Source organism: Nitrospira marina (assembly GCF_059568365.1).
This window is the reverse complement of the sequence record NZ_JCANTH010000001.1, coordinates 2,885,078-2,899,768: the sequence shown is the minus strand read 5'-3', so window position 1 is coordinate 2,899,768 and position 14,691 is coordinate 2,885,078. Positions and strand designations below refer to the sequence as shown.

At 50.3% G+C, this 14,691-nt stretch carries 11 protein-coding genes; 10 read left to right on the top strand and 1 reads right to left on the bottom strand.

The window, feature by feature from the left end:
• The first annotated feature begins 374 nt into the window (after nt 1-374).
• The 10 genes from LX98_RS12235 (at nt 375) to LX98_RS12190 (ending at nt 13,276) form a co-directional block, all read left to right on the top strand.
• On the top strand, nt 375-683 hold the full coding sequence (locus LX98_RS12235) for a helix-turn-helix transcriptional regulator (RefSeq protein ID WP_496429170.1): 309 nt from the start codon (nt 375-377) through the stop codon (nt 681-683).
• A 174-nt stretch (nt 684-857) separates the two neighbouring features.
• Nucleotides 858-2,276: a TolC family protein gene (locus LX98_RS12230; RefSeq protein ID WP_496429169.1), complete on the top strand. Its 1,419-nt coding sequence runs from the start codon at nt 858-860 to the stop codon at nt 2,274-2,276.
• Nucleotides 2,277-5,435 carry an efflux RND transporter permease subunit gene (locus tag LX98_RS12225; protein WP_496429168.1) on the top strand — a complete coding sequence of 1,053 codons (3,159 nt, stop codon included), beginning with the start codon at nt 2,277-2,279 and terminating at the stop codon, nt 5,433-5,435.
• A gap of 12 nt (nt 5,436-5,447) precedes the next feature.
• Nucleotides 5,448-6,593 (top strand): efflux RND transporter periplasmic adaptor subunit, encoded by a 1,146-nt coding sequence (locus tag LX98_RS12220; protein WP_496429167.1) that lies wholly within the window; start codon nt 5,448-5,450, stop codon nt 6,591-6,593.
• Nucleotides 6,594-7,431: 838 nt separating this feature from the next.
• Nucleotides 7,432-8,940: an alginate export family protein gene (locus LX98_RS12215; protein WP_496429166.1), complete on the top strand. Its 1,509-nt coding sequence runs from the start codon at nt 7,432-7,434 to the stop codon at nt 8,938-8,940.
• An 83-nt stretch (nt 8,941-9,023) separates the two neighbouring features.
• A complete protein-coding gene (gene modA, locus LX98_RS12210) occupies nt 9,024-9,785 on the top strand; it encodes a molybdate ABC transporter substrate-binding protein (RefSeq protein ID WP_496429165.1) in 762 nt (253 codons plus the stop codon).
• A gap of 67 nt (nt 9,786-9,852) precedes the next feature.
• Nucleotides 9,853-10,536: a molybdate ABC transporter permease subunit gene (gene modB, locus LX98_RS12205; protein ID WP_496429164.1), complete on the top strand. Its 684-nt coding sequence runs from the start codon at nt 9,853-9,855 to the stop codon at nt 10,534-10,536.
• Nucleotides 10,533-11,630, top strand: a complete 1,098-nt coding sequence (modC, locus tag LX98_RS12200) for a molybdenum ABC transporter ATP-binding protein (RefSeq protein ID WP_496429163.1) — start codon at nt 10,533-10,535, stop codon at nt 11,628-11,630. The genes modB and modC overlap by 4 nt, the downstream gene beginning before the upstream one ends.
• 105 nt (nt 11,631-11,735) lie before the next feature.
• Nucleotides 11,736-11,996, top strand: a complete 261-nt coding sequence (locus LX98_RS12195; RefSeq protein WP_496429162.1) for a response regulator — start codon at nt 11,736-11,738, stop codon at nt 11,994-11,996.
• A gap of 68 nt (nt 11,997-12,064) precedes the next feature.
• Entirely contained in the window at nt 12,065-13,276 is a 1,212-nt protein-coding gene (locus tag LX98_RS12190; RefSeq protein ID WP_496429161.1) for a glycosyltransferase, read from the top strand.
• Between the two features lie 431 nt (nt 13,277-13,707).
• Here the strand turns inward: LX98_RS12190 and LX98_RS12185 are convergent, their stop codons facing one another.
• Nucleotides 13,708-14,547 carry a hypothetical protein gene (locus LX98_RS12185; RefSeq protein WP_496429160.1) on the bottom strand — a complete coding sequence of 280 codons (840 nt, stop codon included), beginning with the start codon at nt 14,545-14,547 and terminating at the stop codon, nt 13,708-13,710.
• Nucleotides 14,548-14,691: the final 144 nt, after the last annotated feature.

Genomic DNA, 14,691 nt, shown 5'->3' with positions numbered 1-14,691 from the left:
ACAAGCCATAGCTCAAGAACAGGCATCGTATCCTTTGAGGATGGTTGCTATTAAGGTAGGGTTTGTAGTGGAGGGGCATTATTGTGACCGGATATTAATAGGGCCCTGACTAAATTTCTTTGAGGGGAGCGCCAATTACCCAGTCATGGCCCAATATTTTCCAATTCTGTCGGGGAAGCTAGATGTTTCAATGGCCGAGATGATCTAGTTTTGTTTGTTATCTCTCACTCTTGCGAATGAGACGTGTAATAACCATCTTGACAATTAGGGAATTTCGGCTAATAGTATCGAAAATCGATATCGGTAAACGATAACAGAAGCTTATTTCCCTAACAGTCTTTATGCCTACCAGTAATCACGAGCCTACTCGGCGCATGGTGCGCCAATTTTTCCTAGGTTTCGTCAAAATCCATATTCTGCACCATGCCGCTGAGGAGCCCGTCTGTGGGGTTGATTTGGCTCAGGAATTGGCTAGCCATGGTTACCAGCTGAGTCCAGGCACCCTTTATCCAACATTGCACGGATTGGAAGCGGCAGGATATCTCCGATGCCAACTGGAGCTTCAATCAGGACGCCGCCGAAGAACCTACCTTATCACCAGATCCGGCCGACAGGCCTTAGCTCAAGCCAGACAGCAAATTCGAGAACTAACAGAAGAGGTCATGAATCGAGAAACGATTTGACGAAAGGAGACTGCTGGAAACAGTTACCAATCAATTCCCTGAGATGGACGAAGGGTGTACAGGAAGGATGAGAAAAGAAGAAGTGTTCCAAATTTATCTAGCCCCATCCTGGGACATTCTTCAACACGTAAATGGTCAATGGTCACCATAATCATCAATAAGAAGGACACCTCAATGAATCTGTTGCCAACTTTTCTGGCAATCTTTTTTTGTTTTCATGTGGTCATAGAAGCATGTCATGCTCAACAGCCTGAACAGTTGCCCACTCACCTGACCTTGCTGCAAGCCATTGAATACGCCTTGAATCATTATCCCGCGGTGCGGGAATCCTTGGCCAAGCAAAAGGAAGCTCAATCCGGCATCGATTTGGCAGAGACAAACTATCTCCCACGGGTGGAAATCGGCGTTCAAGGGACTCGCTCGACCTTTAATAATGTTTCCGGGATGTTTTTTCCGAATTCTTTTTTCCAACCGATTTCCGGCCCTGATCTAGGACGAAGTGCTTATAGTAGTAGCTGGGGCAGTGCGGCCGGTATTCTGCTGGCATGGGAACCCTTCGATTTTGGTTTGCGGTCGGCCCAGGTGAGTACCGCCCAGACCATGGAGCGTCATTCGAAAGCCTTTATCACCCTTACCCAGCTTGAAGTGGCATTGGCTGTCGGAGACGCCTATATCGATGTCATCATGGCCCAGGAGGCTCGCCAGGCCCTACAAGCCAATTTGGAACGTCGGGTTGTTTTTGCTAAGACCGTCGAGGTTCTCGTCCGTAATCAATTGCGGGCGGGAGTTGATGGATCCCGTGCTCAAGCCGAGACGGCGGTTGCACGCACTCACCTATTGGAAGCAGAGCAGGTTGAACGATCACAAATGGCCACATTGGCTCAGGTGCTCGGGATAGCTGGTGGTCAAATTTCGATCGGAGATCAGGTGCTGAAAGCCTTCCCTCAAGGATTTGTCTCCGATAAAAGGGATCCCTCACAGCATCCCTTGGCATTAGTCCAAAAGGCCGCAGCCGATATTCCCAAAAAACGGGAAGAAGCCTTGGCGCAGGCCTGGGTACCGAAATTCAACCTGCAGAGCAGCTTTTTCGGCCGTGGTAGCGGATGGGATAATCAGGGGAATCGAGGTGGCGGAGGGGACGGGTTATTACCGGATGTGCCGAATTGGGCGGTTGGTCTGACGGCGACCTTTTCCCTGTTGGATTTTTCAACCATCCGGGCGCAAAAACAACAGGCGCATTATCGCAATCTGGCGGAAATGGCTCGCTACGATCGTGTGATTCAAGAGCTGACGGCGCAGCAGGTGAAGGCTCGATCGCTTGTGGAGAGTACCAAACTCATTGCCGAAAACACTCCCATCCAATTTCAAGCCGCTCGCTTGACGGAAGCCCAAGCCGCCGCCCAATTTAAAGTCGGCCTAGCCACAGTCGTGGACGTCTCTGAGGCCCAACGGCTGGTAGTTCAGGCCGCCGTGGATGATGCGCGCGCGCGCCTTGGCGTGTGGAAAGCCTTGTTGGCCTTATCCGGGGTTCAGGGCGAGCTGTCAGAAATTTTACGGCTTGCGCGGCCCTCCCCTTCTTCACCCGGCCATTAAATGAAGCTGCTTCTCTTTGCCCTTCGTCGACCTGTGACTATTATGGTGCTGGTCGCGTCCATGGCCTTATTTTCATATCTGGTTGTCAAACGGATGGCCATTGATATCTTCCCGAATCTGGGACTTCCTGCCATTTATGTCGCCCAACCCTATGGTGGCATGGATCCGGCCCAAATGGAGGCCTATCTGGTCTCGTTCTATGAATATCATTTCCTCTATATCACCGGCATTGAGCATGTCGAATCCAGATCCATTCAGGGTGCCGCATTGATGAAATTGTTTTTTCATCCGGATACGGATATGGATCAAGCTTTGGCGCAGACAGTTGCCTATGTGAATCGATCCCGCGCATTTATGCCTCCCGGCACGGTGCCGCCTTTTATTTCCAGATTTGATGCCGGAAGCGTGCCGGTGGGCTATTTGGTTTTTACCAGTCAGTCTCGGAGCCTGAAAGAAATTCAAGATCTCGCCTTGTTCAGAGTGCGACCGATGTTTTCCGCGGTCCCTGGGGTGTCTGCCCCTCCGCCATTTGGAGGGACAGCTCGAACTATTGTGATTAAGGTGAATCCGGAACGGTTGCGGGCATTCGGCATGTCTCCGGAGGAAGTGGTTCAGGCCGTGCGAACGGGTAATATGCTCATGCCGGCGGGAAATGTCCGCATAGGAGACTTGGCCTATTTGACCCCTGTGAATTCTGTTGTCGAAAACATTACAGAATTGGAACATCTGCCTATTCGACTGGGGTCCGGGCCCACGGTCTTTTTGAAAGACGTGGGAACCGTGGAAGATGGAGAAGACATTGTCACCAGTTATGCCATGGTGAATGGGCGACGCACGGTCTACATCCCGGTCACCAAACGGGCCGATGCCTCCACCTTGGCTGTAGTGGAGCGCATTAAAGCCTCGCTCCCGACTTTTCGGGACTCGGTGCCTGACGATATTCAGATTAGTTTTGAATTCGATCAATCAACCTATGTTACGAATGCGGTAAAGGCTGTTGTCGTGGAAAGTGTGCTGGGAGCGGTCTTAACGGGATTAGTAGTGTGGCTCTTCCTCCGGAGTTGGCGGAGTTCCCTAATAGTCGTCATGACGATTCCATTTGCTCTCTTATCCGCCGTGGTGGCTTTGTGGGCAACAGGACAGACCATCAATATTATGACGTTAGGGGGCTTGGCCCTTGCAGTGGGTATTTTGGTGGATGAATCCACGGTCACGATTGAAAATGTGCACGCCCATTTGTCTCGTGGGAAGAGTCTGGGGAGGGCCGTCAAGGATTCACGTGGTGAAGTGGTGATCCCTCTTCTCCTGTCTATGCTGAGTATTTTAGCCGTGTTTCTTCCGTCCTTTTTCATGAGTGGCGTGGCGAAAGCCTTGTTTGTGCCGTTGGCATTGGCGGTGGGCTTTGCCATGGCAGCCTCTTACATTCTTTCCACGACTTTCGTGCCCGTTTTGGCTGTGTGGCTGTTGGGTGGGCATCTTAAGGTCGAGGTGAGAGGAGGTCCGACCATGCCGGCCTGGTACATCAATGCCTTGAACTGGACATTGAGCCATAAGAAGCTGGTCCTCATCGGCTATATGCTGCTCAGTACGGCGACCGTGGGAGTCTTAGGTGCCAAGCTGGGGTTGGATATCTTTCCTCGGGTCGATACCGGACAATTTCAATTACGAATTCTGGCTCCGGATGGAACCCGTGTCGAACGAACGGAGTTGTTGACGAAGGAAATTCTAGAAACGATCAAACAGGAAATTGGCCCTGAGCGGATAAATATTAGCCTGGGGTTTGTGGGAGTTCATCCGTCGAGTTATCCGGTGAATACCCTGTATATGTGGAGCAGCGGACCTCATGAAGCAGTCTTGTTGGTGGCGTTGAACCGGGGTTCCGATGTTTCCCTGGAGCAGGTGAAAGAACGATTGAGGGAACTTTTACCCAAGCGTTTTCCCGGGACGCGTTATACCTTTGAGAGCGGCGATATCGTCACCCAGGTCATGAGCATGGGATCTCCCACCCCAATTGAAATCGCGATGAGCGGACCGAATATGGAGGCTAACCGGGCGTATGCGGAACGAGTGCGAGAGGAACTCTCGCATCTTTCTGCCATCCGTGATCTGCGCTTTGGACAACCCCTGGATTATCCCACCCTGACCGTGCGCGTGGATCGAGTGCGAGGGGGCCAGCTTGGGGTGACGGCAGGTGAGGTGGCCAGGGCGGTGGTCTCGGCGACTTCCTCAACTCGTTTTGTGGAACCGATTTATTGGCGTGATCCCCAATCTGGAAGAGCCTATCAGCTGCAGGTGGAAATTCCCCAATCGGAATTTCAGTCCGTACAGGATATGCTCAATCTTCCGGTGAAGTTGGAAGGGGGACGTGGACCCTTGCTTCGTGACGTGGCGGAGGTCGTTCCCGGAACCTCTATTGGAGAGTATGCACGGTATAACATGCAACGAATGGTCACGATTGTGGCTAATGTGACGGGAGAAGATTTAGGACGGGCAGCGGAACAGATTGAGGTCGCGTTAAATCGGGTCGGCCCACCTCCCAAAGGGGTTCGGGTGGACGTTCGAGGGCAAATTGCCCCGATGAGGGAGATGTTCGTTAACCTTCAACTGGGATTAGCTCTGGCATTGCTGACGATTTTCCTGCTCTTAGCCGCAAATTTTCAATCCTGGCGAAGCGCCTTGGTGGTTTTGCTGACGACGCCTGCCGTATTGATGGGAGTCGTGCTTGGCCTGACACTTTTCGGGACCACACTGAATATTCAGTCGTTTTTGGGGGCAATTATGGCCACCGGGGTGGCTGTGGCGAATGCGATTCTTTTGGTGTCGTTTGCCGAACATCATCGGAAACAGGGGCTCTCCTCGCTCGAAGCTGCTCGGGTTGGGGCTGGCAGCCGGGCTCGTCCGATTCTCATGACGGGGTTGGCTATGATGGTTGGCATGTTGCCCATGGCATTGGGAGTCATGGAAGGAGGGGAGCAGGTGGCCCCTCTCGGACAGGCAGTGATTGGTGGGTTGTTGGTCGCCACCGTCTCCAGTCTGCTGATCTTGCCAGCCGTGTATGCGATTCTTGAAAAGCGAGGAGGCATTCAGTCTCCTTCATTAGATCCCGATGATCCAACGAGTATCCACTATGAACCTTCGCACGTCACGGTTCCCAATTAACCCGGAGTAACCATGTCACGCAAGATCATCGGAATCGGGCTGGTATTACTCGGACTTATTGCGGGAGGTATCATGGTCATGAGCAACGATGGCCGTGTGGCTCAGAACCCATCAGTCTCTTCCTCTACAATTTCCCCATCGGAAATACCAGAATTCCCCGCGAGCCGTACTCAACCGGTTTCGATCGAGGTGGTGGCCGTTTCCAGCCAATATTTGCAAGAGACGATTCCCCTGCCGGGGGAACTACTTCCTTTTTTGAGCGTCGACCTTTCCCCAAAGATCACGGGAATCGTGGAATCCGTCAGCGTGGATCGTGGAGCAAAAGTAAAGAAAGGGGATATTCTCATCCAATTACGCGCGCCAGAGTTCCAAGCGCAGAGAAGGGAAGCGGAAGCCCAACTTCGTGCGGCAAACATCACGTATACCCGTCTTCAAGCCGCAGCCTCGACGCCAGGTATCGTGGCTGGAAACGATGTGGAATTGGCCCAGCATCATCAGGAAGCCCTGACAGCCCGTCTCCAATCTTTACAAGAAATAGAAAAGTATTTGCGGGTGAAGGCGCCATTCGATGGAGTGATCACACAACGGAATATTCATCCTGGAGCGATGGTGGGACCGGATGGGGGAAGCGGTCGGACTTCATCGCTGTTACGGTTAGAGCAAATTGTTCACTTACGATTGATCGTTCCAGTTCCGGAAGCGTATGCCGGGTCAATTGATAAAGGGGCAACTGTACCGTTTACCGTGCCAGCCTATCCGGAGGAAACTTTTCAGGGAGTGGTGTCTCGTTTTGCTCAATCGGTCGATCCTAAAACCCGGTCTATGCCCGTGGAAATGGATGTGGATAACCAGCCTCAGCGGCTGGCTGCCGGAATGTTTTCGGAGGTCCGCTGGCCGATTCGCCGTTCTCGTCCGACCCTGTTTGTTCCGGCCACGGCCGTTGTCACCACGACGGAAAACGTCTTTGTGCTGTTGGTCAAAGAAAACCTGGTGGAATGGATCCCCGTACGAAAGGGATCAAAGAGTGGTTCAATGGTTGAAGTGTTCGGCGCTCTCCAATCTGGTGATCTCGTGGTGTTTAGGGGAACTGACGAGATCAGGTCAGGCACAGAGATTATTCCGATTCTAAAGGAAATACGTCCCAACACCAGTACGTAACTCAGCTTCCTTTAAGAAGCTTTCCATTATTAACAATGAAAGTTCTTCTTGTCATACTCCTAGCTTTTGTGAATGGGTATCAGCAAGATATATTCATGAAGATCTCCACTCCGCGATTCTGGGAAAGGGGAATTCTGAGGGTCTATCTTTTGCGGCATGCTGACTCAAAGAAACATGTGGTGCACGTGCCGTGGACTCCAGAGGAAAGCTATTAGCCAGGCAGGCTTTTGTGTCTTGACGTGGGGGAAAAAGTTTGGATGGGTACCAGATTCCATGGGCATGGCGTGAGAAACAATGGGCACTGGGAGAGAACTCAAAGCTCTGAGGGGGGAAAGTCTCTGGCAGATGTGTAATTTCGAGCGAAAGCTGGCTTGAAAAAGCTGGCTGAAAAATTCCCGGAAAAGTCGATCGTCCTTGTCTTACACGGTGATATCTGTGGGTATGCAACGAATACCCCGAACGGCACATCAAAGAAGGAGGACAATCATTCGAATAGGTCTCCTTCGCCTTCATAAGTATCTGTCTCTTCTCGATTCTTGAATTCTCAGGGATGTGTCCTCCCTGCGTAACAAGACCTCGTGGTTTCTGTTGATATTCCACCAACGGGGGAGTCCCTTCGGTGTCCCTACCCCGGAACTAATAGAAGGTTCATCCGCAATTTATAATTGTCCATGCCATTTATGACTGAGGAAGGTTACCGCGCGGTGTCAATTAAACTTGACATAAAGTATTGTTAAAATTACAGTACACAAGGATTTTTTTAAGGAGAGGGGCCTTGTTTTACTGAACATTCTGACACAAAAGAAAGGATGTGTCGTAGTGAGAAAAGGCAGGTGATGTGAAAATCTGGCTGATGGGGCTGATGGCTGGATTAGGAATGGCCATGGTGATTTGTTGCACGGTGGTTTGGGCGGCCGAGCCGGCATCTTCGAGTCCCTCTTCCTTAGCCATTGAAAAGGGTTCAGCTTTTCGTGATTTTATAAAAAAGAACAAAGTTCGGGCGGAAGCACAGAATGGAAAAAATGGGAAGGAAACGGCTGATGCCGTCCTGATCCGAGACAGAGAGACTCAATGGAATCGGTATTTGAAAGCGGCGTTGGGTCTGCCGGATTTCGTTGACTTAGGGATTGAAAACCGCACGCGCTTCGAAAGTGTAAGTCATCCCTGGCGATCCACGGCAAAAATTGGAGGTGGGCGAACGGATTCTCAGTGGCTCCTCCGGTCCAGGGTTCGCTTCGGAATGGGTAATGGCCCTCTCCGGTTTCTCTTTGAAGGACAAGATTCTCGCGAATACGGAGCCCAGATTGGGGGGTTTGTCAATACGACAACAGTCGATAAATGGGATATTTTACAGTTATTCGGATCATTGACTATAGACAATGTTGCAGAAAGCGGGTTGCGAACCGACCTGCATTTCGGTCGTATGACCCTGGACCTGGGAAGCCGTCGGTATGTCGCCCGCAATAACTTCCGAAATACTTCTAATGCCTTTGACGGTTTCCATTGGCAGATTGGGAAACCAGATAATTGGCGATTCCGTGCTTTTATCACTGAACCGGTCATCCGGGACGAGGTTCAGCTCGACGAGCAGAATAAGAAATTTTTGTTTTGGGGTGCATATATGGAAAACCTTCAGATTCCATGGATGAATATCAATGCCTTTTATTATGGACTCAACGATCAACGACAACAAAATAAAAATTTTCATCGAACGTATGGTACCTACGGATTTCGCTTCTTCAAAAATCCCGCTATTGGTGAATTCGATTATGAATTGGAGGGGGCGGTTCAAGTCGGGCAATTAGGTCAGGTCGATCATTTTGCCTATAATCCCAATGCCCAGGTTGGCTATACGTTTAATATGCCCTGGACCCCTCAATTTTTGGTGCAGTATTCCTATTCCAGCGGTACCAGGACTCCGGGAGGAAGCCAAAGCGGAACCTTTGATATTTTGTTCGGGGCTCGGCGATGGGATTTCATGCCTACGGGAATTTTCGGGCCATTTCTCCGATCCAACATCAGTTCTCCCGGTTGGAGGCTGGTTGCGAAGCCAGCCGAAAGCGTCACGATGCACATCAAGCATCGGTTCTGGTACTTGGCCCAAGGCAGTGCCGTGAATGGAGGGATTCTATTAGAAGATCCCACAGGAGGGTCAGGAAATTATTTGGGACATGATCTGGAATTACGCGTGTCATGGACTGTCAGCCAAAATCTGGACTTCGATGCCGGGTACGATCATTGGTTTAAAGGATCGTATTTCGATCGGCTTCCGGCTTCGGCGAATCTACCTCAGGGTGGGAACAAGGATACGGATTATTTTTATCTTTCCATGCGCATCAGATTGTGAACAGGTTCTCAGTCGTTTATCGGAGTCAGCCTGTTTTTTTAAATGAGCCATCTGGCGGCACTTATTATGTTGGGAGATGCCTGATGTTTTTTCGAATCTCTGTTTTGGTTTTTATGGTCTTGTATTCGGGTTTCGTCTCTGTAGCGGTAGCCGAAGAAGTACGGGTGGCCGTTGGGACAAATTTTTTGACCACCCTACACGACATTGTCACGAATTTTCAGATAGACACGGGACATACGGTTGTGGTCAGTTCCGGATCGAGTGGAAAATTGTACGCACAAATCAAAAACGGTGCCCCGTTCGATGTCTTTCTTTCAGCAGATGCTGAGCGTCCGGAATTGTTGGAAGCTGAAGGACTGGCGGCCAAGGGTAGCCGTTTTGTTTATGCCGTGGGACGTCTAACCCTATGGAGTCCGGATTCGAACTTAGTGCATGGGGATGGACAAATCGTCCTGTCGAAGGGCCACTTCGATCATCTGGCCATTGCCAATCCAAAAACTGCGCCCTATGGCAGGGCTGCCCAACAAACACTCAGGAAGATGGGTCTTTGGGAATCCCTCAAGGATCGGATCGTTCAAGGGGAAAACATCGGACAAGCGTTTCAATTTGTGTTTTCGCGGAACGCTCAGCTCGGTTTTGTGGCGCTTTCCCAAGTATTGGATTCCAAAATCAACGGGAGCGGCAGCCGGTGGGATGTGCCAACTTCCTTTCACGAATCACTTGAACAAGAAGCGGTCCTGTTAGGGACTGGACAGAATCATGCCGGTGCCAGAACATTTCTGGATTTTATCAAAGGAGATAAAAGCCGGGCTATTATTGAACGATTCGGCTATGGACTGCCTTAAACACTCCCACATCGACCCTTGAGAAAAGAACTTTCATTCCAAAGGTGATAATGCTAAATAGGGAGCCATGACATTATCTGAGGTGGATTTAGGGCCTCTCTGGCTGACCTTGCGCCTGGCCGGGGTGACGGTAATTGTGCTTCTGATCATTGGAACGCCGCTTGCCTGGTGGCTTGCACATACCCGATCCCGAGCCCGTACGGCCATTGAGGCCATTGTTGCCATGCCTCTCGTATTGCCGCCCACCGTGCTCGGATTTTATTTGCTGGTCTTATTGGGTCCCCATGGATGGATCGGGAGCGCCTCACAGGCGTTAACCGGATCCGCGCTTTCGTTTACATTCACCGGACTGGTCATAGCTTCGGCGTTGTATTCGCTTCCGTTCGTCGTTCAACCCTTGCATAGCGCCTTTGAGGCAATCGGGCGAAAGCCGTTAGAGGCGGCCTGGTCGCTCAGAGCCTCAAAGCTCGACACATTTCTTACCATTGTTTCCCCCATGGCCTCTCGCGGCTATCTCACGGCGATTGTCCTGGGATTCGCTCATACCCTTGGCGAATTTGGTGTGGTCTTGATGGTGGGAGGGAATATTCCAGGAAGAACAAAGGTCCTCTCTATTGCCATCTACGATCATGTGGAAGTCTTGGAATATAGCCAGGCTCATGTCCTGTCGGCAGGACTTCTCGTCTTTTCATTTCTGGTCCTTCTTATGGTCTATACGGTGAACCGCCGTTTGCCTATCCACGTTTCATGAGCGAGTTGACAGCCAGGTTCGAAGTGGTTTTTCCCTCATTTCACCTGAAGGTGAAGGTGAGTGTACCCGCCGAAGGGATCACGGTCGTATTCGGTCCTTCCGGATGCGGCAAGACCACCTTCTTGCGCTGTCTCGCCGGATTGGAACGGTCCCCGATTGGCTTTCTCGCCCTGGGAGAGCACGTCTGGCAGGATGAAACCACACACATTTTTCTTCCGCTTTCGGAACGTCCGGTTGGTTACGTATTCCAAGAGCCTCGCTTGTTCCCTCACTTGAGCGTTCGATCGAACTTATTGTACGGATGGAAACGGATACCGGAATCGGAACGCCGCATTTCACTTGATCAGGTCGTCGCGATTCTGGGTTTAGACTCGTTGTTGGAACGCAGGGCAACCCATCTGTCCGGCGGGGAACAGCAACGAGTGGCCATTGGCCGCGCATTATTAACCAGCCCGCGCCTGCTCCTCATGGACGAACCGCTCAGCTCCCTTGATGTTCAACGAAAGCGGGAAATCATGACATTTATCCAACGACTGGATAAGGAGTTCAGGATACCCATTATCTATGTGAGTCATGCTCTGCATGAAGTGGTGCAACTTGCCAGGACTCTCATCCTGTTGAAGGAGGGGAGCGTGGCCGCTATCGGGCCTCTTGCTGAAGTCTTTTCTCAAGTAGGCAGTCGTCGCGTCATCCCGGACAGCCACATTGGTGCAGTCATTGACACTCGTGTGGCGGAGCATGATGTGCCATACGGGCTCACTACTCTCAATTTTTCCGGCGGTCAATTGTCAGTGCCCCATCAACATTCATCCATAGGAGAATCATTACGAGTGCAAATTCTTGCCCGGGATGTCAGTCTTGTGGCAAGCCCTCCTGCCTTTCAAACCAGTGTATTGAATGTGTTAGAGGCCACGGTCCTGGAAATCGGTCCCATCGAGTCTGGGCAACCCTTTGTCGATATCAAATTGGATATTGGTTGTCCCTTGCTGGCCACCATTACCCGAAAATCATTAGCGACCCTCCAACTCCATCCAGGGCAGAAAGTTCATGCCCAAATCAAAGCGGTGGCCCTTACCCATGATTCCCTGGAATAAATGTCCCATTCTCCCTAAATTTTTTCTCGATGCGAAAGACAACACATTTTATTTCCTGTTTGCGGGTTCAACCCAGAGCGCCAAAGTGGAATTCAAACTGTTCCGATGGAGGATTGCGGCCAACAGTGGGTGGTAGTTGATGATCACGAAGATATTTATAAGGTGCTGGAGGATCGGCTGACGGCCTTGGGGTATGGCACGTTGAAAGCCAACAATGGGATCGAAGACATTGTCCTCCTTCCGGTTGTCACAAGTGGAATGTCGTGGGATAGTGATATCACGGCAATAAAGGGACTCTCTCTGCTGAGTGAACTGCACATCAATTTTTGTAACACTTTTTACAGAGACAAGACTGAAGCGAAATAAAAAAAATTGGTTTGTGAGTGAACTCACATGATTGATGATCGTATGAACTTTATGTATGTGGAGGCTCTATGAGTTTTTGGCCCATTCCTTTTGCTCATCTTGAGGTCTATCTCTTTTTGGCCACAGCGCTTTCCTTGGTAACCTGGCTCTACCTCTCGTTTGGGCATGGCCGCTTCTGGTATGCCGACCAGCGACTCGGTAGTGATGGGCCAATTACTTTTACAACTACACTATGGCCTACCGTCGTCGTCGTTGTTCCCGCCCGAAATGAAGCGGATGTCATTGAACGGACGTTGCGCTCTCTCTTAGAGCAAGACTACCCAGGGGAATTTCACGTGGTGATGGTGGATGATCAAAGTGAGGATTGTACCGGCGACATTGCACGTCAGCTTGCTATCGAACACCCAGGGGGAGCACGCCTTACTGTGAAAGTCGCCGAGGATCGGCCCTCTGGATGGCTGGGAAAGGTCTGGGCCCTCCATACCGGATTGCATTACGCTGAGCAGCACTGGCCCGATGCCGCCTATCGATATTTGACGGATGCTGACATCGAGCACAGCCGTGGAAATCTGCGTGAGCTGGTTTCCAAGGCCGAATTCGAGGAACTTGATCTTGTATCGCTCATGGTCCGATTACATTGTCAACATGCCTGGGAAAAGCTGTTAATTCCTGCATTTGTGTATTTCTTTCAGAAACTCTATCCTTTTCCGCTCATCAATGATCACAATTCAACTGTGGGAGGCGCAGCTGGAGGTTGCATCCTTGTGAGGAATCGTGCACTGATTCAAATAGGAGGGATCGCAACCATTCGGGGTGAAGTAATTGATGATTGTGCCCTTGGAACGGCAATTAAGCGGGTAGGAAAGATTTGGGTGGGTCTTACGGATTCAGAGCACAGCATTCGTCCCTATGTCGCGCTTCCTGACATTTGGGCAATGGTAAAACGGACCGCCTATACTCAACTTAGGTATTCCCCTTTGATGCTTGTAGGCACCATCCTGGGTCTGGTTCTCGTCTATCTTCTCCCACCGGTTGTCGCCTTGACCTGGCCCCTTCATGGAAGTGCTCTAGCGGGAGGGCTGGCGGTTTTCGCTTGGCTTATTATGATGTATACGTTTCAACCTACCTTGCGGCTGTACGCACTGGCTCCAACCTATGGTGTTGTGTTGCCCATAGCGGCCTTTCTTTTTCTGGGAATGACTGTGGACTCGGCTTGCCGTTATTGGTTAAAGATCGGGGGACAATGGAAAGGTCGGACTGGAATTGGCTGCACTAATTGAGTCTTAATTCTCAGTTAGTATAGGTGGCTTCCAAAGACACACAGGATTGCCGGCGCCACGGTTTTCACCCTGCCAATATTGTCAGATAAAGTTACCAGGATATTGGGTATGGAAAACCAACTAAAGGCAAACAACAACCCTCACAGGTCAGGAATACCGATATCACCCAATTTGCCCTAATAAGTTCAAACGGATTTTTATAGAACCAGGACCCTCCTGTTTTTCAACACTCTGCGTCCATAACTCCAGCACACTTCTATTTCGTGATATGGAGTTGGAAAAACTGCTTGAGAAGTATCCATCCGTGTTTGTCCTGTCTCTCGGTTTCCTTGTTTTTGTAGTGCATTATGCCGGTTCCACGTTTCAGCAGAATTCAACCAAGGGCATACTTTGTTCAACAGTTTGCCATCATCCAATCAAGGGAGAAGGCTTTAATCTTTCTTTACAAAAGCCACATCGGTGACCTTATCTTCATCATCGACAAATAGGACGACTTCTTGCCCTGAAGAGAGCTTTTTGAACTTTTCCTGAACCAGGGGGCGCACTTCATACTGGTGCTCTTTTTCCCCATCCGGTTGAACGGCGATCATATTATTTTTCAGGGGTTGCTTCAGAACTCCTGAAACCTTTTTGAAATTTCCTTTTAGGGGAGACTTTTTCTCCCCAAGATGTTGGGCTTTGTCCGCCGTTGCCTGGTTCTCAAATGTGACGTCCACGATCTGATCCATTTCGTCAATAAGAAATGTGGCTTCTGCGCCAACCGGGATGGAGGCTACCTTGCTCCTGGCCATTGAACTGATCTTATGCGATTCTTGCTGACCATCCTGCGACTGAATCACGGCCTTTTCGTGACCGGTCACCAGTGGCTGGGCCAAAACACCATGGACCGTTCGATGATGGGACTCTTCTCCTGCCAGATGAACATCTACAATGAGGTTTTGATCGTTAACGGTTATTTCAACGCGATCCCCATTTTTCAGAGGGGGAAGCCCTTTCTCTTCACGGAGATTCATGGGTAAGTAACGAGGTTGACCTTCCCCTGTGTCCACCTTAGCCTGTTCCCCTCTGACTTCTTCCACAGTTCCACTTATGACACGCTCCCCGGACAGGGATTCACTACCTTTCGTGTTATTTCCTTCATGGGCAAACACCACACCGGAAAAAACCAGACCTCCAGTTAAAAGGCACACTCCAAACAGACCTAAGAATCTGTTGGAGCCTTGTGCCGATGGGGTCTTTGACGTTTTTTGAAATACGGTCGTGAAAGGCATGAAACGCTCCTTCTGTTAATTTTTAGTTGAGGGATAGTACAGACTTGTGAAATATATCCAATTTTTCATCATGGGAGACCTGAGAAAAACCCTGGGTTTGTAATTTATGATTTTTTTAATTCATGCTTTTTAAAGGGAGAGAAA

What these genes read in the sequence shown, in the direction of transcription:
- LX98_RS12195 (WP_496429162.1), top strand. Translation starts at nt 11,736, where the DNA reads ATGGAGGATTGCGGCCAACAGTGGGTGGTAGTTGATGATCACGAAGAT.
- modA (WP_496429165.1), top strand. Translation starts at nt 9,024, where the DNA reads ATGTTTTTTCGAATCTCTGTTTTGGTTTTTATGGTCTTGTATTCGGGT.
- modB (WP_496429164.1), top strand. Translation starts at nt 9,853, where the DNA reads ATGACATTATCTGAGGTGGATTTAGGGCCTCTCTGGCTGACCTTGCGC.
- modC (WP_496429163.1), top strand. Translation starts at nt 10,533, where the DNA reads ATGAGCGAGTTGACAGCCAGGTTCGAAGTGGTTTTTCCCTCATTTCAC.
- LX98_RS12235 (WP_496429170.1), top strand. Translation starts at nt 375, where the DNA reads ATGGTGCGCCAATTTTTCCTAGGTTTCGTCAAAATCCATATTCTGCAC.
- LX98_RS12230 (WP_496429169.1), top strand. Translation starts at nt 858, where the DNA reads ATGAATCTGTTGCCAACTTTTCTGGCAATCTTTTTTTGTTTTCATGTG.
- LX98_RS12185 (WP_496429160.1), bottom strand. Translation starts at nt 14,547, where the DNA reads ATGCCTTTCACGACCGTATTTCAAAAAACGTCAAAGACCCCATCGGCA.
- LX98_RS12190 (WP_496429161.1), top strand. Translation starts at nt 12,065, where the DNA reads ATGAGTTTTTGGCCCATTCCTTTTGCTCATCTTGAGGTCTATCTCTTT.
- LX98_RS12225 (WP_496429168.1), top strand. Translation starts at nt 2,277, where the DNA reads ATGAAGCTGCTTCTCTTTGCCCTTCGTCGACCTGTGACTATTATGGTG.
- LX98_RS12220 (WP_496429167.1), top strand. Translation starts at nt 5,448, where the DNA reads ATGTCACGCAAGATCATCGGAATCGGGCTGGTATTACTCGGACTTATT.